12 protein-coding genes are annotated in these 17,029 nt (G+C 69.7%); 6 read left to right on the forward strand and 6 right to left on the reverse strand.

What is annotated here, in order from left to right:
• Positions 1–172: 172 nt before the first annotated feature.
• On the reverse strand, positions 173–1,675 hold the full coding sequence (locus tag AC2EWF_RS16890; RefSeq protein WP_483640554.1) for an OmpP1/FadL family transporter: 1,503 nt from the start codon (positions 1,673–1,675) through the stop codon (positions 173–175).
• A 184-nt stretch (positions 1,676–1,859) separates the two neighbouring features.
• On the opposite strand from AC2EWF_RS16890, the gene AC2EWF_RS16895 reads away from it, so the two are divergent.
• Together AC2EWF_RS16895 and AC2EWF_RS16900 are read left to right on the forward strand one after the other, a co-directional pair.
• Complete coding sequence (locus AC2EWF_RS16895; protein ID WP_483640555.1) at positions 1,860–2,153, forward strand: YcgL domain-containing protein; 294 nt, start codon at positions 1,860–1,862, stop codon at positions 2,151–2,153.
• 88 nt (positions 2,154–2,241) lie between these two features.
• The gene (locus AC2EWF_RS16900) at positions 2,242–5,721 is read left to right on the forward strand and encodes an ankyrin repeat domain-containing protein (protein ID WP_483640556.1); all 3,480 of its coding nucleotides are present in this window, start codon (positions 2,242–2,244) and stop codon (positions 5,719–5,721) included.
• 39 nt (positions 5,722–5,760) lie between these two features.
• Here AC2EWF_RS16900 and AC2EWF_RS16905 read toward each other — a convergent pair whose 3' ends face one another.
• Together AC2EWF_RS16905 and AC2EWF_RS16910 are read right to left on the reverse strand one after the other, a co-directional pair.
• Positions 5,761–6,834 carry a glycosyltransferase family 9 protein gene (locus AC2EWF_RS16905; protein ID WP_483640557.1) on the reverse strand — a complete coding sequence of 358 codons (1,074 nt, stop codon included), beginning with the start codon at positions 6,832–6,834 and terminating at the stop codon, positions 5,761–5,763.
• A 103-nt stretch (positions 6,835–6,937) separates the two neighbouring features.
• Positions 6,938–8,776, reverse strand: a complete 1,839-nt coding sequence (locus tag AC2EWF_RS16910) for a monovalent cation:proton antiporter-2 (CPA2) family protein (RefSeq protein WP_483640558.1) — start codon at positions 8,774–8,776, stop codon at positions 6,938–6,940.
• Between the two features lie 98 nt (positions 8,777–8,874).
• On the opposite strand from AC2EWF_RS16910, the gene AC2EWF_RS16915 reads away from it, so the two are divergent.
• Entirely contained in the window at positions 8,875–9,669 is a 795-nt protein-coding gene (locus AC2EWF_RS16915) for a glutaminyl-peptide cyclotransferase (RefSeq protein ID WP_483640559.1), read from the forward strand.
• A 36-nt stretch (positions 9,670–9,705) separates the two neighbouring features.
• Here AC2EWF_RS16915 and AC2EWF_RS16920 read toward each other — a convergent pair whose 3' ends face one another.
• From AC2EWF_RS16920 to hemB, 3 genes are all read right to left on the reverse strand, one after another.
• Positions 9,706–10,905 carry a glycoside hydrolase family 27 protein gene (locus tag AC2EWF_RS16920; RefSeq protein WP_483640560.1) on the reverse strand — a complete coding sequence of 400 codons (1,200 nt, stop codon included), beginning with the start codon at positions 10,903–10,905 and terminating at the stop codon, positions 9,706–9,708.
• Positions 10,906–11,203: 298 nt separating this feature from the next.
• A complete protein-coding gene (locus tag AC2EWF_RS16925; protein WP_483640561.1) occupies positions 11,204–12,145 on the reverse strand; it encodes an alpha/beta hydrolase in 942 nt (313 codons plus the stop codon).
• Positions 12,146–12,282: 137 nt separating this feature from the next.
• Positions 12,283–13,275, reverse strand: a complete 993-nt coding sequence (gene hemB, locus AC2EWF_RS16930; RefSeq protein ID WP_483640562.1) for a porphobilinogen synthase — start codon at positions 13,273–13,275, stop codon at positions 12,283–12,285.
• A 166-nt stretch (positions 13,276–13,441) separates the two neighbouring features.
• Between hemB and AC2EWF_RS16935 the strand changes: the two genes are divergently transcribed.
• From AC2EWF_RS16935 to AC2EWF_RS16945, 3 genes are all read left to right on the forward strand, one after another.
• Positions 13,442–15,046 carry a S53 family peptidase gene (locus AC2EWF_RS16935; protein ID WP_483640563.1) on the forward strand — a complete coding sequence of 535 codons (1,605 nt, stop codon included), beginning with the start codon at positions 13,442–13,444 and terminating at the stop codon, positions 15,044–15,046.
• Between the two features lie 99 nt (positions 15,047–15,145).
• Positions 15,146–16,150, forward strand: coding sequence for a glucokinase (gene glk, locus AC2EWF_RS16940; protein ID WP_483640564.1), 1,005 nt, complete (start codon positions 15,146–15,148; stop codon positions 16,148–16,150).
• An 87-nt stretch (positions 16,151–16,237) separates the two neighbouring features.
• Positions 16,238–16,921 carry an HAD family hydrolase gene (locus tag AC2EWF_RS16945; protein WP_483640565.1) on the forward strand — a complete coding sequence of 228 codons (684 nt, stop codon included), beginning with the start codon at positions 16,238–16,240 and terminating at the stop codon, positions 16,919–16,921.
• Positions 16,922–17,029: the final 108 nt, after the last annotated feature.

A 17,029-nucleotide genomic window follows, 5' to 3' on the forward strand; every position in this document is an offset into this window, starting at 1 on the left:
TGCCCAAACCCTGGCCTGATGCCGGGAAAATGCTGTCGTGCATTTTGCCGACCCGCCAAGTCCGGACTGCGTCCGGCCCCGGCTCCGCGCGTCGATCACTGAAATGACCGGCCCGCGAACGATCCGTCCATGGATCATGCTTTCAGGCCGTCAAAAGGAGGCCTGAAAGCGGTCAGAACTTGTACTGCGCCGACAGGCTCAACAGATTGCCGTAGTCGTCGAAGCTGCCGGTAAGCACGTCGCCGGTGGCGCTGGTGGAGCCATTCACGCCGGCATGGCTGACGAAGATGTGCGCGTACGAGGCATTGATCTCGAAGTGCTCGCTGGCCTTGTAGCCGATGCCGAAGGTAGCCATGCGACGCGCGGCGTCAGGCACCCGCGGATCGCGGTTCGAGGCATTCATCGGCGCCTGGTCGATCGCCACGCCGGCACGCAGGGTCAGCTTCTCAGTGGCGTAGTACTCGCCGCCCACCGAGGCATACCAGGTGTCGCGCCAGTTGAACGGCAACACCGTGGTCGGCTGCGCCGGGTTGGCGTAGTTGACCGTGAGCTGGCGCAGCACGCTCCACTGCGTCCAGGCCAGGTCGAAGCCCAGGCCGAACTTTTCTTCCTGGTGCCAGTAGCTCAGGGTGGCGACGGCCGGGTTGGTGAGGCGGGCCTTGCCGCTGGTGTGCTGGAACGGCGGGATGCTGCTCGACAACGCCGGGTTGGCCAGCAGCAGGTCGTAGCCCGGCGTGGTGGTGAAGTTGGCGGTGCCATCGATGTCGTGGGTGATGCGCGAGCGATAGTCCAGCGCCACGCGGTCATTCGCGGTGGGCTTCCAGTACGCACCGACCTGCCAGCCCCAAGCCCAGTTGTTGCCCTTGACCTGGGCCAGGCCGTCCGAGCCCGGCGGGGTTACCGCCGCCACGCCGGCCGCCGCCGCCTGGCCCTGCGCCACCGCCGCCTGGATCATCGCGGCAGCCTGCGCCGGCGGGATCTGGCCAGCGGCCGCGGCCGCCTGGATCTGCGCCACCGCCGCCTGCGTCTGTGCGCCGATGCCCTGCTGGATGCCCAGGCCCACGGCGTTGAAGTTGATCGCGTTGGTCAGGTCGGCATTGGTGCGCTCGGCGATAGCGCTGGCGCCCACGCTCCACTGGTCGTTGATCTTGAACGAGGCCGACAGCGTGCTGTCGAACGACTGCAGCTTGGTCTTGATCGCGTCGTAGCGGCCCATCCAGTTGCTGTCGTATTCGGTCTGGAAGCCGAACGGCACGTCGAGCGCGATGCCGAGGTTCACCCGGTCGCTGACCTTGGTGGAAATGGCCAGCGCCGGCACCGGCAGCGTGGTGCCGGCGTCGCCGCCGTTGCCACCGCTGATCGGGTTGCCCAGCACGTCGTGCGCGCTGCCGCTGAACTTGGCGCTGAAGTTGATCGCGGTGATGTCGGCCTGCACATACGTACCGTCGAGGTCGCTCATCGCCGCGGGATTGTTCGCCACCACCGACACGTCGCCACCGGCCGTGGCGGAACCCGCGTAGGCGCGTCCCATCGCCTTGGCGCTGTTCTCTTTCAGCTGGAAGGCACTGGCATGCGCCATGCCCGGTGCGATCAAGGCGCCTGCAACGGCCACGCTCAGCGCGGCCAGCGCCAGCGGACGGGAGGCGCTCGAGAGGGAACGGAAGGACTTGTGCATCACGTGCTCCTGCAGATCGGGATGGGCGGCCCGCATGTTTCGGCTGTATCACACGAAATTCATACGGATGTTTAACATACGTGTACGCACTGTGCCCGCTCGCCCTGGGTGTTGCAAGTGCTGGCGCAGCAATCAGTATCCACCATGATAATGGCCGGTTGCGCCACACACCGAGGGCAGGATCATGCAATGTTTCGTCTACGCCAGCCGCCGCAAATCCGATACCTACCTGTGGCTGGCCGAGCGCGATGGCTTCGGCGTACTGCCCTCGCCGCTGCGCGAGATGCTGGGAGAGCTGCGCTTCGCACTGGAGCTGCCGCTGGATGAGCAGCGTCGCCTGCCGCGCGGGGACGCCGCGCAGGTGCTGGCGCATCTACGCGAACGGGGCTGGCACCTGCAACTGCCACCGGAGGGCGCACTGGCCGGTTCCAATCACCCGGCGTACGGCGCCACGCTGCGCGACGCGAAGCAGGACTGAGCTCGCCACGCCGGGTGCCGCAGCGCACCGGCCGAGGCGTTAACGCGAGGTTACCGTCTGTGGCCGTCACGGTTCCTATACTGTAACGATGACCCAGCCCAAATCGCGCCGACGCCCTCCGTTCCTGCAGGCTCTCGCCTGGTTCGTTCCCGGATTGATCGCCGTGGCGTTGGCCGGCCTGGTCGCCCACCCGCTGACCCTGATTCCGTTGCTGCTGGCGAACGCGCTGACGATGGCCGCGGTCTGCCACGCGATCGGTTTCGATCCCGAGCCCAGCTTTGCGCGCACCGTGCTGCGCCGGGGCGCCGCGCACCTGGTGATGTTCACCGGCTACGCGGTGATCGTATTCCTGCTGGTGGCGTGGCCGATGCTCGCGCTCTCGCAGACGCACAGCCTCGCAGCCACGCTGGCGCTGGTCGCGACCCTGGTGCTGGCGCTGGCCGTGCTGTGGCGGCCATGGCCCGCATTCGGCCTGGTGTTCGTGTGGGACGACGCCTATCCCGCGCGGCACGACGGCTCGTGGATCTTCACCGCCACGCTGCGCAGCCTGATGTTCGGCCGCCACCTCGCACGCGAGGAACGCTTCTTCAGCCACTTCCTGCCCGCGGCGCTGGCCCTGTTGACACTTTCCTGGGGTGCGATCGCGCTGAGTGGCCTGTATGGCATGCTGCCGTCGGAAATCCGCACCGCGGCGCTGGCGCTGTACGGCGTGCTGCTGTTGCCGCTGGGATGCCTGATCGTTGCCAACCGCACGCTGCGCACCCTGCTTTGCGCGCAGCACGACCGCCATCGCCAGCGCGCTGCAAGTGCCGATGCACCCGGCGCCAAGCCCGCCACGCCGGTGGCCGCCACCCCGCTGAGCGAACAAGAGCGCACTGCCGGCACGCCGGAACAGGCCGCCGCCCTGCTCGCCGCCACCCGCGACGGCGACGTCGAGCGCGCGCTGGCCCTGGTCGAAGCCGGCGCCGACCCGGCCACCGCGCCGCCCGCCGCGGACCGCGACCAGCGCCCGGTGCTGATGCTTGCCGCGCTGCTGCCGGACACCCGCCTGTTGCGCGCGCTGATCGCCAAAGGCGCCGACGTCAACCGCGCCAGTGGCGGCCTCACCCCGCTGCTCGCCGCCACCCGCGACAGCTGGCACGGCCGCTCCGAAGCAGTGATGACCCTGCTGGCGAATGGCGCGAATCCGCTCGCCGCAGACGCCGAAGGCCGCACCGCGCTGCACGGCGCGGTGCTCAGCGAGGAACCGATGGTGGCGGCGATGCTGCTGGATGCCGGCGCGCCGATCAACGCGCTGGACCAGGCCGGTGTCAGCCCGCTCGCGGTAGCCTGCCGCGCCGCGAACTGGCCGCTGGCGAAGTTCCTGCTCGAACGCGGCGCCAAGCCGGCGCCCGCGAACGGCGAGCCCGCCCTGGTCGCCGCCGCCGGCATCGCGGACGACGATGCGACCGGCGTGAAGCTGTTGCTCAAGCACCGCGCCTCGGTGAACGCAGTAGACGCGCGTCGCCGCAGTGCGCTGATCACCGCTGCCGCCGAAGGCCACGAGCAGATCGCCCGAGCCCTCTGCGCTGCCGGTGCCGACGTCACTCTGGCCGACCGCCACGGCAGCACCGCGCTGATGGAAGCGGCGCGCGCCGGCGCGGTGGGCATCGTGCAGCGCCTCGCCGAAGCGCAGCCCGACGCGCGCGCCCGCGACAGCCATGGCCGCGACGCGCTCACGCTCGCCTGCCAGTCGCCGCGCGCCCACGCCGATACCGTGCGCGCCCTGCTCGCACTGGGCGCCGAACCCAAGACGCCGGGCAGCGACGGCCGCAGCGCGCTTGACCACGCGGCGGCCGCCGGTCGCTGGGACCTGGTCGCCCTGCTCGATCCGGAGACCCCGCTGCCGGCCAGCCTCGGCGATGCGGCGATCGCCGATGGCGCCGACACCCCGGCGCATCTGCTCGATGCGCTGCGTTTCGGCCACTGGGCGATCGTTTCCGGGTTCGCCGCGCGCGTGCGCGACTGGCCGCAGGCGCAGCTGGCCCGGCTTTACCTCGACCTCGCCCAACCCGGCCAGAGCCAGGCCCGGCGCTGGCTGCTGGACCATGGCCTCGACGCAGAGGCAAGGCTTGCCGCGCAGCAGCCCGACGACGAGCACGACGACGAAGCCGTGATCGCCGACGATGAGCGCGCGGCGCTGCCGCCGCTGGGCCGGCGCCTTTTCGACGCGCTGCTGCCGCAGCTGCCCGCCGCCACCGAGGCGGTGGAAGACCTGTTGCAGGCCGGCGCCACGCCCGCCGGCGCCGGCCTACTCGCCCAGGCCCTGCAGCGGCTGGGCGGCTCCGCGCAAGGTGCGGCGCTGCCGCTGGCCCTGCTCGAACGCGGCGCCGATCCGTTTGGCGCGGACGCGCGCGATCGCACGCCACTGCAACTGGCCGCGGCGAATGGCCACGGCGAGCTGCTGCAAGCCCTGCTGGCGCGCGGTTGCAATCCGAACTGCCGCGACCGCGACGGCCGCACGCCGCTGTCCGCCGCGCTGGAACACGGCGAAGCCGCGCTGCCGCTGGTGCGTGCGCTGATCGCCCACGGCGCCGACGCCGAGGCCGCCGATGCCAACGGCGAGACGCCGCTCGGCCTTGCGCTGGAGCACCCGGCGATCGAACGCTGGCTGGACTGGGGTACCTGGCCGCGACCGCGCCGCCTGCTGCGTGCCGAAGACCTGCCCGCCGCGGCGCAGGCCAACGCGCTGGTCGCGGTGCAGCGCCTGCTGGAACTGGGCTTCGCGGTCGACACCGTCGACGCGCACGGCGCCAGCGCACTGCTGCATGCCTGCGGGGCCGGCCATCGCGAGACCGCGGCCTGCCTGCTGGACGCCGGCGCCAACCCCGCTTTGGCCTCGGCGAACGGCATCACCCCGCTGGCCGCCGCCGTGGCCGGTGGCCGCGAAAGCACGGTGGCGCTGCTGCTGGAGCGCAACGCCGACGTCGACCAGCGCCTGCCGAACCAGAGCACCGCGCTGATGGTGGCCGCGGCGATGGGCCGCGCCGAGCTGGCCGAGGCGCTGCTCGCCGCCGGCGCCGACGTCAATGCCGTCGACGCGCGCGGCCACAGCGCCCTGCACGCCGCCGCGCAATACGGCTTCGAGCACAACGACAGCCTGCGCGCACGCCGCCTGCTCGACGTGCTGCTCAGGCATGGCGCCGACGTCAACCGTGCCGACGGCGAAGGCAAGACCGCGTTGCTGCTGTTGCTCGGCGCCCAGTTGCGCCCCGGCAGCGACTGCGACGCCACCCACCTCGGCGCACTGGTGCCGGTGCTGCTGGAAGCCGGCGCCGATGTGGCGCATGCCGACCAGCGTGGCGTGACCCCGCTGCACGCCTGCGCGATACACGCGCTGCTGCCGCCGGCCCGCGTGCTGCTGTCGCGCGGCGCCGAACGCGCCGCCGCCGACGCTTTTGGCCGCACCGCCGCCGACGTGGCGCGCCAGCTCGGTTACGTGGACATTGCCCACGAACTGGCGGTGCGCAGCAGCGCGATCCCCAGCGTACGCCAGACCCTGCGCCAGCCGGCCCAGCCTGCAGAGTGACGGCAGGCGCCGGTTGATCGACCGGCGGCGCCGACGTGATCAGGCCACTGCGCGCCAGCGCGCCTGCCGCGGCGGCAGGCTTCGCCAGGCGTCGGCGACCTGCGCCACCGTGAGGTTATCCACCCGCGAGTCGCGTGAGGCGCCGCCCAGCACCGTCACTGCGCCTCCCGGCGCGGCGCGCGGCGCCTGGTGCGGGGCCGCCGCGCTGTCGAACATCACCGCCAAGGGACAGCCCAGCGCGGCGGCGAGATGCGCCAGGCCCGTGTCCGCCGACACCATGCTGTGCGCGCAGGCCAGCAAGGCCTTCAACCGTGACAGCGGCAATTCGTCGGCAACCGACACCACCGCTTCGCTGGCCGCGATGGCGCGGATATCTTCCAGGCAGTCGGCTGCCCGCGGACTGCCGCACAACAGCACCCGCGTGGAGGGCATCGTCTCCAGGATCGTCCAGGCCAGCGCTGCCCAGTGCTGCACCGGCCATGCCTTGTCGTCGTCCTCGATCGCGCGCATGCCGCTCCAGCGCGGACTGCGCTTGATCGCCGGGTGCAGCAGCACCAGCGGGTGGCCGTGCAGGCCGCGGGCGCGCAGCCAGCGCTCGCAATCGCTCCGTGCCGCTTCGTCGATGCGCAATTGAGGGGCCGCACCGGGATCGATCGCCAGCGCATCGCAGCGCCCGTGGAACGCGGCCGGCGTGTCGTCGCCGAAACGCAGCAGGTGGTCCACTGCGTGTTCGTCCTCGCATGGCGGCGTGCTGCCCAGGTATGCACAATGCCCCGCCGGCACGCCCGCAAGCCCGAGCATGCGCTGGATACGCAGCAGCGCGGGCAGCTGCGGCTCGCAGACGTAGACCGGCGCCTCGAACCGTTCGCGCAGCCAGCCGATCGCACGCCAGCGCTCGCGGCTGAGCAGCAGCGGCCGACGCGGCGCCTGCAGGGCGAACACCTCGGCCACCTCGGGCTGGTCCGCGTACAGTTCCGCCGGCCACGCGCCGACCGCGAGCAGGTCGCAGGGCTGGCCGTAGCGCTGCTGCAATTTGTGCAGCAGCGGCTGCAGCAGCACGGTGTCGCCGAGGCGACCGAAGCGGATGACGAGCGGATGCGCGGGCTTGGGCATGTCCGTCGAAACGCCGCTGGCCGGGCCGCGTTGACGGCAGGAAATTGCGTCCGCGGAAACCTGCACAGGCCGCGGAACAGGGTGAAGGCATCTTGCGGGCAGGTCAGTCCGGACTGGTCAGCGGCGTGTCCGGATGGCGCTCGCGCGCCTCGCGCGCCTGCGGCTCGGCGTCGGCCTCGAACAGCCTGTCGAGATCGGCCAGCGCCTCCTTCGTGGTCTGCACCAGCTTGGCTTCGTCGTCGTAGACGAGGTACTGCGCCTTGATGAGTTCGGCATCCTGCCGCCGGAAGCGTTCCACGCGGTCCGCCGCGCGTTCGGGCGTCAGGCCCAGCGCGATCAGCGTCTGCTTGCTCATCTTCAGGCTGGAATACAGCGTCTCGCGGATCGGCTCGTCGATGCCCAGGTCCATCAACCTCCACACGTGCTGACGGTTGCGTGCGCGCGCCACGATCTTCAGGTGCGGGTACATGCGTCGCACCACCCGCGCCACGTGCAGGCTGGACTCCGGTTCGTCACTGGCCAGCACGAACACTTCGGCCTTGTCCGCCTGCGCCGCGCGCAGCAGTTCGGGCCGCGCGGGGTCGCCATAGAAGATGTCGTTCCAGCGGCCGAAGCGGCGGATCAGGTCCATCTGCTCGACGGAGTGGTCCAGCGCCACGAACGGGATGCCCTCGGCACGCAGGATACGCGCCACGATCTGCCCCATGCGGCCGTAGCCCGCGAGGATCACCCGTGGCGAGTGCGCCACGATGGTGTCGAAATCGCGCGCGGGCTTGCGCACCTTGTTCGCGCCCAGCAGCTTCGCCAGCCCCGCCACCAGCAGCGGCGTCAGCGCCATCGACAAGGTGATCGCCAGGACCAGCAGGTTGTGCAGGCGGGTGCTGACCAGCCCCTGCTCGTCGGCAAGCTTGAGCACCACGAAGGCGAACTCGCCGCCACAGGCCAGCAGCACGGCGAGACGCAGCGCGTCGCCGCGCTCCAGCCCGCCCACGATGCGCCCCAGCGGCCACACCAGGGCGCCCTTCAGCAACAACAGCGCGGCCACCACGCCCAGCACCAGCAGGGGCTCGCGCAGCAGCAGCGAGATGTCCATTGACATGCCCACGCTGATGAAGAACAGGCCGAGCAGCAGCCCCTTGAACGGCTCGATGTTGGATTCCAGTTCGTGGCGGTATTCCGAGTCGGCGAGCAGCACGCCGGCGAGGAAGGCGCCCAGCGTCACCGACACGCCGGCCACTTCCATCAGCAGCGCCACGCCCATCACCACCAGCAGCGCAGTGGCGGTGGACACCTCCACCGCGTCAGCCTTGGCCACGAAGCGGAACACCGGGCGCAGCAGGTAGCGGCCGCCCACCACCACCGCCACGATCACGCCCACCGTGCGCAGCGTGCCCGCGAGATCGAAGCCGTGGCTGGCCGTGCTGCTGGCCAGCAGCGGCACCGCCGCGATCAGCGGGATCGCCGCCAGGTCCTGGAACAGCAGGATCGCGAATGCCTGCCGCCCGTAGGCCGTGCCGGCCTCCTTGCGTTCACCGAGGATCTGCAGGCCGAACGCCGTGGAAGACAGCGCCAGGCTGCCGCCCACGATCATCGCCGCGCCCGGCACCAGGCCCAGCAGCCGCCAGGCGATCACGGCGATCACCGCGCTGGTGGACAGCACCTGCAGCAGGCCGGTGCCGAACACCGAGCGACGCATCACCCACAGCCGCTGCGGCGACAGCTCCAGGCCGATCACGAACAGCATCAGCACCACGCCGAACTCGGAGATTGCGGCGACACCCGCCGTGTCGCCCACCAGCCGCAGCGCCTGGGGACCGATCGCGATGCCGGCCAGCAGGTAACCCAGCACCGAGCCAAGCCGGAAACGCTTGGTCAGCGGCACCGCGATCACCGTGGCCAGCAGGAACACCACGGCAACCTGCAGGAAATGATGGCTGTCCACGTGCACTCCGTTCCGTTCGCGGGTCCCGATTATTCCACGTGCCCGCATTCACCTGCTGTGCTGCCACGCCAGGCCACGGCGTGGGATCATCCACGGCCATGAAAATCCTTGCCGCCATCGCCATCGCCATCGCCGCATTCGCCCTGGCTTCCGCCGCCCCGGCACGCGCTCACGGCCACCTACCCGTGTACGGCTACCGCGTGGTGCACAGCTATCCGCATGATCCGCAAGCCTACACCGAAGGCTTGCTGTATCTGGACGGTCATCTCTACGAGAGCACCGGCCAGGTGGGTGCCTCCAGCGTGCGCAAAGTGGAGCTCGGGACGGGCAAGGTGCTGCAACAGTCCCCCACGCCCTGGCCGGACTATGGCGAAGGCATCGCGGTGTGGAAGGACAAGCTGATCCAGCTCACCTGGAGGAACCAGCAAGGCTTCGTCTACGATCTCGCCACCCTGAAGCCGCTGGCGCGATTCCCCTACGCCGGCGAAGGCTGGGCGCTCACCAGCGACGGCCAGCGGCTCTACATGAGCGACGGTACGCCCACCATCCGCATCCTCGATCCCGACACGCTGCAGCAGACCGGCAAGATCGACGTCACGGCCGACGGCCAGCCGCTGCAGAACATCAACGAGCTGGAATGGGTGAAAGGGCAGATCTACGCCAACGTGTGGCTCACCAGCCGCATCGCGCGCATCGACCCGGCCAGCGGCAAGGTGGTCGGCTGGATCGACCTGGCCGGGCTGGGCCCCAAGCCGGAACAGCTGGCCGACCCCACCAACGACGTGCTGAACGGCATCGCCTACGACGCGCAGCATGACCGCCTGTTCGTCACCGGCAAGTGCTGGCCGAAGCTATACGAGATCAGGCTGACCGGGCCGAAACGCAGACACTGAGTCCAAGGTCTCCTGCGGCCACCACGCGGCCGGTGCTTACCCGGCCCGGATGCGGTACATCGCGCTGGCGTGGGGCTGCAGATTGACCGCGATGCTGCCGTCGCCGCTGCGCCCGCGGTGCAGCCACAGGTCGCGTATCTCGTAGCGCCCCGGCTTCAGACCGATCTCGGCCGGAGCCATGTTGACGTCCTGTACACCGTCGGTCTCGTTGAACACCACCACGGCCCGGCTGCCGTCCTTGAGGGGCTTGACGATCACGTGGATGCCGTTGGCATCGCGCACCTGGCGCCCCTGCACGCCGAGCGGGTCCTGGTCGACGGCGATGACTTCCTTGTTGAGCAGTATTTCCAGCGCCGCCGGCTTGATCTTGCGCAGGTCGGTGCCGATCAGCAGCGGCGACGCCATGATGGACCACAGACTGAAATGGCTGCGGTATTCCGCGTCGGTCATGCCACCGTTGCCCACCTCGAGCATGTCCGGATCGTTCCAGTGCCCGGGGCTTGCGTAGCGATCGAGCAGCACGTTCTGCCTGAAGACTTTCAGCATCGACGCATAGCTGTCGCTGATGTCGCCGGTGGTGCGCCAGGACTGTGCGTTCACCGGCGGCTTGCCGGCCCACAGCCAGGGCTTGTTCTCGCCCCATTCGCATACGCTGAAGAAGATCGGTCGGCCGGTCGCGCGCAGCGCTTCCGCCATCGCGGTGTAACGCTGCAAGGCGGGTATCTTCTGGTTGTTGCAGTTGTCGTACTTGAGATAGTCCACACCCCACGCGGCGAAGCTCGCGGCATCCTCCTTTTCGTGCCCGAGGCCGCCTGGGAAGCCGCGGTTCTCCTGCAGCGGCTCGCAGGTGGAGGTGCCGGCGCTGGAATAGACGCCGAACTTCAGGCCACGCGAGTGGATGTAGTCGGCCAGCGCCTTCATCCCGCCCGGGAAGCGCCTGGGGTTGGCCTGCAGCCGACCGTTCTTGTCGCGCTGCCAGTCAGCCCAGCAATCGTCGACGTTGACGTAGCGGTAGCCGGCGTCACGCAAACCCAGGCTGACCATCTTGTCCGCGATGCCGCGGATCATCTGTTCGTTGAATTCATCGCGACAATGGGTGGAGTTCCAGTTGTTGAAGCCCATCTGCGGAACGGCGCCAAGCCGCGCCGGTGCACTGGCCGCGGCCTGCAGCGGCAATCCAAGGAGCAGTACCGGCAACAAGGCCAGCTTGGCGACGAGCAGGTTCACGCGTTTCATGGGCGGATCTCCCGAGGCATGGAATTCCGAATCATTGCAATAGACATGTGTGCGACGGGAGCCCGTGCCCAGGCAAGGCAACCACAGCACTGCCGACTATCCATCAACGTGCACGCCGGATGGCCTCGTCTCAGCCCCCCTCACGCGGAACGCAAAATTATCATATAAGCCTACAATATTACCAAGCTGCACAGCAGCATTTGCTGCGACGCAGGGTCACGCGGATCGATCTCGCGGGCATCTTCGTCAAGCTGCCGGAGGTACGGGCGCAGCGCCATGAAGGCTGCGCCACGCCTGCTCAATGCGGCAACACGCCTATCGTGCGCAGCCACGCCTCGGCAAGTGCGGGCCAGCCGGTGATCGGCTGCGGCGTTCGGCGCAGGCCGAAGGCGTGGCCGCCGTGCGCATACAGGTGCAGCTCCGCCGGCACATGCGCCTTCGCCAACGCGGTGTAGTAGACCAGCGACTGGTCCACGCCATCCGTGTAATCGTCTTCCGCCTGCACCAGGAAGGTGGGTGGCGTCTCGCGCGTCACCGGCACGTTGCGGTTAGGCGTCCTGCCGTCGTCCGTGAGGTGGCCGGGATAGATCGCCAGCGCAAAATCCGGCCGGTCACTTTCCTTGTCGGCCGCATCCACCGGCTGGTACAGCTGGCGCCTGAAATCCGTGCTGGTTTCCGCCACCAGGAAGCCGCCCGCGGAGAAGCCGATCACACCGATCCGCTGTGGATCGACGTGCCACTCCGCCGCGTGGAAGCGCACCAGTCTTATCGCCCGTTGCGCGTCCTGGAGGGTAGGCACCGACAGCGCAAAATCGTCAGGGTAGGTTTTGCGTCGCCAGTCGTAAGGCAGGCTGGGCACGCGGTACTTCAGGAGCACGCAGGTGATGCCGCGGAAGGTCAGCCAGTCGCAGATCTCGGTGCCTTCGAGGTCGATGGCCAGCACCTGGAAACCGCCACCGGGAAACACCACCACGGCGGTACCGGTGTTCTTGGCCTTGGGTGCATAGACGGTCAGCGTGGGCCGGCTCACGTTGGCCACCGCCGCCCAGGGCCGGCCGGCGATCAGATGCCCCGTCCGCGAGGTTTCCGTCTCTGGCCCCGGCATGGCCTGTGCATCGGGTACCGCACCCGGCCACAGCTGCAGCTGCTCGTGCCCGGCAGCGGGCTGCCACACGTCAGCCTTCGCTAGCACACTCATGCAAGAAAGCAGCAGGCACAGCAACACGATCCGCGGCTTCATGGCACTCCTTCGCCCTGGCGCTCGACCAAGGCTGCACGGTCAGGATGGGAAATCAGGTGGAACCCCACTCCCATGCTGCATGCCACGCGGGTGTCGCCGCGGCCGGTTTCAGGGAAATTCTCGGACAGGCGTTGCGGCTACTCACCGCGCAGCCAGCGCGCCGCATCCAGCGCGAAGTAGGTGAGGATGGCGTCGGCCCCCGCACGCTTGAACGCGGTGAGTGTTTCCAGCACCACGGCCTTCTCGTCCAGCCAGCCGTTCTGTGCGGCGGCCTTGAGCATCGCGTATTCACCGCTCACCTGGTAGACGAAGGTAGGCATGCCAAAGGCGTCTTTCACCCGGCGCAGCACGTCGAGGTAGGGCAGCCCCGGCTTCACCATCACCATGTCGGCGCCCTCGGCGATGTCCAGCTCCACCTCGCGCAGGGCCTCGTTGCTATTCGCCACGTCCATCTGGTAGGTGTGCTTGTCGCCCTTGCCGAGGTTGGCTGAGGAGCCCACCGCATCGCGGAACGGGCCGTAGAAGCTCGATGCGTACTTGGCCGAGTAGGCGAGGATGCGGGTGTGGATGTGGCCGGCTTCTTCCAGCGCCTCGCGGATCGCGCCGACGCGGCCGTCCATCATGTCCGAAGGTGCCACCACGTCCATGCCGGCATCGGCCTGGGCCAGCGCCATCTTCACCAGCGCCTCCACGGTGGGCTCGTTCATCACGTAGCCCGACGTGTCGATCAGGCCATCCTGGCCGTGGGTGGTGTAGGGGTCGAGTGCCACGTCGCCGATCAGGCCCAGATCGGGGTATTTCCCCTTCAAGGCCCGGGTGGCGCGGTGCATCAAGTTGTCAGGATTCCACGCCTCACGTGCGTCCTCGCTCTTCACGCCCTGTGCCGGCGAGGGAAACAGTGCAAGCGCGGGAATGCCGAGGCGCACGCATTCCCCGGCCAGCTTCAGCAGCTCGTCGATCGAGAGGCGATCCACGCCCGGCATCGATGGCACTGCCTCGCGCCGGGCCTCCCCGTCGATCACGAAGGCCACCATGACGAGGTCGCCGGGCAGCAGGCTGTGCTCGCGCATCAGTGCGCGGGAGAAAGCGTCGCGGCGCATGCGGCGCGGACGAATGGCGGGAAAGCTCATGGGGCGGTCTCGCGGAAGATTCCGGGCATTTTAGCGCCGTGCCGCGCAACCACGGCCCCGCGGACGCTTTGCCGCAACCGCACCACACGAAGCGCCAACATCTGGCCTACGTCCCGCATACACGGTTCGGCGCAGGCTCGCCACGACCACCACGGGAGGCACCTCCATGAACGCTACCGAGCGCCACCTTGCCCGCGCCGGCCATCCCTTTCCCGCCGGGACGCGTTACCTCGGACCGCACAGCAGCCGCACACCACTAGAGGTCACCGTGGTGTTGCGGCGCATGGGGCAGGCGCCGACCCCGGCGTCATGGCCGCGGTCGCCGCGCTGGCCGCGCGGCGAATTCGGCGCGCACTGTGGCGCCGACCCAGCCGACATCGAGCGCCTGCGCAACCATGCCCGCGCACACGGCCTGGTGGAAACCGGTTGCGATCCGCACCGGCGCGTGCTGCACCTCAGGGGCTCGGTGGACGCGCTGCAACGAGCGTTCGGCGTGCAGCTGGGGCGCTACCGGATGCCCGGCACGCGGCGCTACGTGGTGGGCTGCGAACACGCCCCCGCCCTGCCGGCCGACATCGCACCGTCGGTGCTCGCCGTGCTGGGGCTGGATCGCCGGCCCGTCGCGAAGCCGCACTTCCGCAAGGCACTGGCCACGCCGAACCAGACCTACACGCCGCCCCAGGTGGGACAGCTGTACGCCTTTCCCGCGGACACCGACGGCAGCGGCCAATGCGTGGCACTGATCGAGCTGGGGGGCGGTTTCCGCAAGACCGACCTCGCCACCTATTTTGCCGCCCTGGGCATCGCCACCCCGCCGGCGGTGACCGCGGTGCCGGTGGCCGGCGGCAAGAACAGCCCCGGTGGCGCGGCCGATGCCGAGGTGATGCTGGACATCGAAATGGTGGGCGCACTGGCGCCGGGTGCGGCGATCGCGGTGTACTTCGCACCCAATACCGACCAGGGCTTCTACGAAGCGATCTCGCAGGCCGCGCACGACGCGACCCGCAAACCGTCCGTCATCTCGATCAGCTGGGGTGGGCCCGAGGACAGCTGGAGCGCCAGCTCGCTCGCCGCGATGCAGAGCGCGCTTGAGGACGCCGCCGCACTCGCCGTCACGGTGACCGCCGCGTCAGGCGACAGCGGTTCCGGCGACGGCGAGAGCGACGGCCAGCCACATGTGGATTTCCCCGCCTCCAGCCCCTGCGTGCTGGCCTGCGGCGGCACCACGCTCACCGCCAGCACCCTTGCGATCACCGGCGAAACGGCATGGAACGAGACCGCCACCAACGAGGGCGCCACCGGCGGCGGCGTCAGCGTGGACTACGCACTCCCCACATGGCAGCAGGGCGCTGGCGTGCCGAAGGCGCCGAACGGCTACGCAGGCCGCGGCGTACCCGACGTGGCGGGCGACGCCGACCCCCTCACCGGCTACCGGGTGCGGGTGGACGGCAAGGACGAAATCATCGGTGGCACCAGCGCAGTGGCGCCGCTGTGGGCCGCGCTGGTGGCCCGCTGCAATCAGTCGCTGGGCCGCGCGGTGGGCGACGTGCATGCGGCGCTGTACCAGGCGGCCGGCGGTACGGCTTTCCGCGACATCACCCAGGGCAACAACGGCAGCTACGCCGCCCGCCCGGGCTGGGACGCCTGCACCGGGCTGGGCAGTCCGGACGGCCAGGCGCTGCTGGCCGCGCTGGCGGCGCAGAACCCGCCGGCCGCAGGCGCGCCGCCTCACCGACCGGGCAGGCACCATCCCGGGCACGGGCACGCCTGAACCGCCGTTCGCGCACCATACGTATGCACACAGTAGACGGGCACCGGCCTGACAAGGCACGCTTGCCCTTTGTGCGATGCCACACAGGCTTTTCCCCCGATGCCCCAAGGAACCCCCTCCACCCTGCTTGCCGACCTCGGCGGCACCAACGTGCGCTTCGCGCTGGCCGGCGCCGACACCGCGACGCCACTGGTCATGGACAGCATCCGGCGTTACCGGGTGAAGGATTTCCCCTCGCTGGCCGACGCCGCGCGGCGCTACTTCGCCGACACCGGCTACGCCGCGTCGCAGGCGGTGATCGCCGCGGCGGGGCGCATCGCCGGCGGCGAGACGGTGAAGGTCACCAACAATCCCTGGGCGATCGCGGCGCACGCGCTGCAGGCCGAGCTGGGCATGCAGTCGGTGCGGCTGGTGAACGATTTCGCGGCGCAAAGCATGGCGGTGCCGCTGCTGGCCGCCGACGCGCTGTCGCCGGTGGGTCCGCTGGGGGCGCCCGCGCTGGGCCGGCCGCAGCCGCAGACCTTCGTGGTGATGGGGCCGGGCACCGGCCTCGGCGTGGCCGGCCTGCTGTGGCGCGACGAACAATGGATCGTGCTGGAGAGCGAGGGCGGCCATGCCGGCTTCGCCGCCCACACCACCGAGGACGTGGAGATCCTGCACCGGCTCAACGCGCGCTTCGGCCGCGTCTCCAACGAGCGCATGATCTGCGGCAACGGCCTGGTGAACCTCTACCTCGCGCTGGCCGACATCACCGGGCAGCCGGCCGAGGACTATAGGCCGGAGGACATCACCGCGCACGCCGAGGACGGCAGCGATCCACTGTGCGTGCGCACGGTGGAAACGCTGGCCGGCATCTTCGGCAGTGTCGCCGGCGACCTGGTGCTGAGCCTGGGCGGCTGGGATGGCGTCTACCTCACCGGCGGCGTGCTGCCCTTCCTGCTGCCATGGCTGCATCGCGGCGGCTTCCGCGAACGCTTCGAGGCCAAGGGTCGCTTCCGCGAGACGATGGAGCGCGTGCCCACGCTGGCCATCGTGCACCCGGAACCAGGCCTGCTCGGCGCGGCGGCGATCGCCCTGCGCGCCGCAGGCCAGCGCCTGACCTGATCTTTGCGACCATCCCTGGCCGTACATTTCGAAGCCGCCCGCCTGCGATCGCAAACTTCCACGCCCCACTCCCCGCACGGATCCGCCATGCCACGCCGCGACAGCGCCTTCCTGTTCGACCTCGACGGCACCCTCGTCGACAGCGTCTACCAGCACGTGCTGGCGTGGAAGGAGGCGCTGGACAGCGAAGGCATCGACCTCTCCGTGTGGCGCATCCATCGCCGCATCGGCATGAGCGGCGGCCTGTTCACGAACATGCTGCTGCGCGAGACGGGGCAGACGATCGACGAGGCACGCCGCCAGCGGCTGTACGACGCCCACGCCGACGCGTTCAACCGCCAGCACGCGCAGGGCGCGGTGAAGCCGTTGCCCGGCGCGCGCGAACTGCTGGACTACCTTGCCGCGCAGGAGATTCCCTGGGCGATCGCCACCAGCGGCCAGCTGCGCACCGCCCGCCACAACCTGGAAGCGCTCGGCGTCGACCCTTCAAAGGTGCCGGTGGTGACCCGCGACCAGGTGCGTCACGCCAAGCCCGATCCCGACCTGTTCCTCGCCGCCGCCGAGCGGCTGGGCGTGGACATCCACCGCGCCATGGTGGTGGGCGACAGCGTGTGGGACATGCTCGCCGCCCGGCGCGCCCGCGCGCTTGGCATCGGCCTGCTCTCCGGAGGCTACGGCGAGGACGAGCTTGCCCGCGCCGGGGCGTTCCGCGTGTACGAGGATCCGGCCGACATGCTCAGGCGCATCGACGAGGTGGCGGCGCGCGCCTGAGAGCCGGTCCAAGATCTCCACACGCGCGGCGTCGGTGTGGTGCGGCCCCTGGAACAGGGGAGCGCGCTGCCACCTGCGCCTCCACGGCGAGGCGGTGCGAACTAGGTG

It is taken from the genome of Rhodanobacter sp. sgz306013, from assembly GCF_057031145.1.

Coding starts and splice junctions, on each gene's coding strand:
- AC2EWF_RS16905 (WP_483640557.1), bottom strand. CDS start 6,834: ATGCCCAAGCCCGCGCATCCGCTCGTCATCCGCTTCGGTCGCCTCGGC.
- AC2EWF_RS16935 (WP_483640563.1), top strand. CDS start 13,442: ATGAACGCTACCGAGCGCCACCTTGCCCGCGCCGGCCATCCCTTTCCC.
- hemB (WP_483640562.1), bottom strand. CDS start 13,275: ATGAGCTTTCCCGCCATTCGTCCGCGCCGCATGCGCCGCGACGCTTTC.
- AC2EWF_RS16920 (WP_483640560.1), bottom strand. CDS start 10,905: ATGAAACGCGTGAACCTGCTCGTCGCCAAGCTGGCCTTGTTGCCGGTA.
- glk (WP_483640564.1), top strand. CDS start 15,146: ATGCCCCAAGGAACCCCCTCCACCCTGCTTGCCGACCTCGGCGGCACC.
- AC2EWF_RS16945 (WP_483640565.1), top strand. CDS start 16,238: ATGCCACGCCGCGACAGCGCCTTCCTGTTCGACCTCGACGGCACCCTC.
- AC2EWF_RS16895 (WP_483640555.1), top strand. CDS start 1,860: ATGCAATGTTTCGTCTACGCCAGCCGCCGCAAATCCGATACCTACCTG.
- AC2EWF_RS16925 (WP_483640561.1), bottom strand. CDS start 12,145: ATGAAGCCGCGGATCGTGTTGCTGTGCCTGCTGCTTTCTTGCATGAGT.
- AC2EWF_RS16915 (WP_483640559.1), top strand. CDS start 8,875: ATGAAAATCCTTGCCGCCATCGCCATCGCCATCGCCGCATTCGCCCTG.
- AC2EWF_RS16900 (WP_483640556.1), top strand. CDS start 2,242: ATGACCCAGCCCAAATCGCGCCGACGCCCTCCGTTCCTGCAGGCTCTC.
- AC2EWF_RS16890 (WP_483640554.1), bottom strand. CDS start 1,675: ATGCACAAGTCCTTCCGTTCCCTCTCGAGCGCCTCCCGTCCGCTGGCG.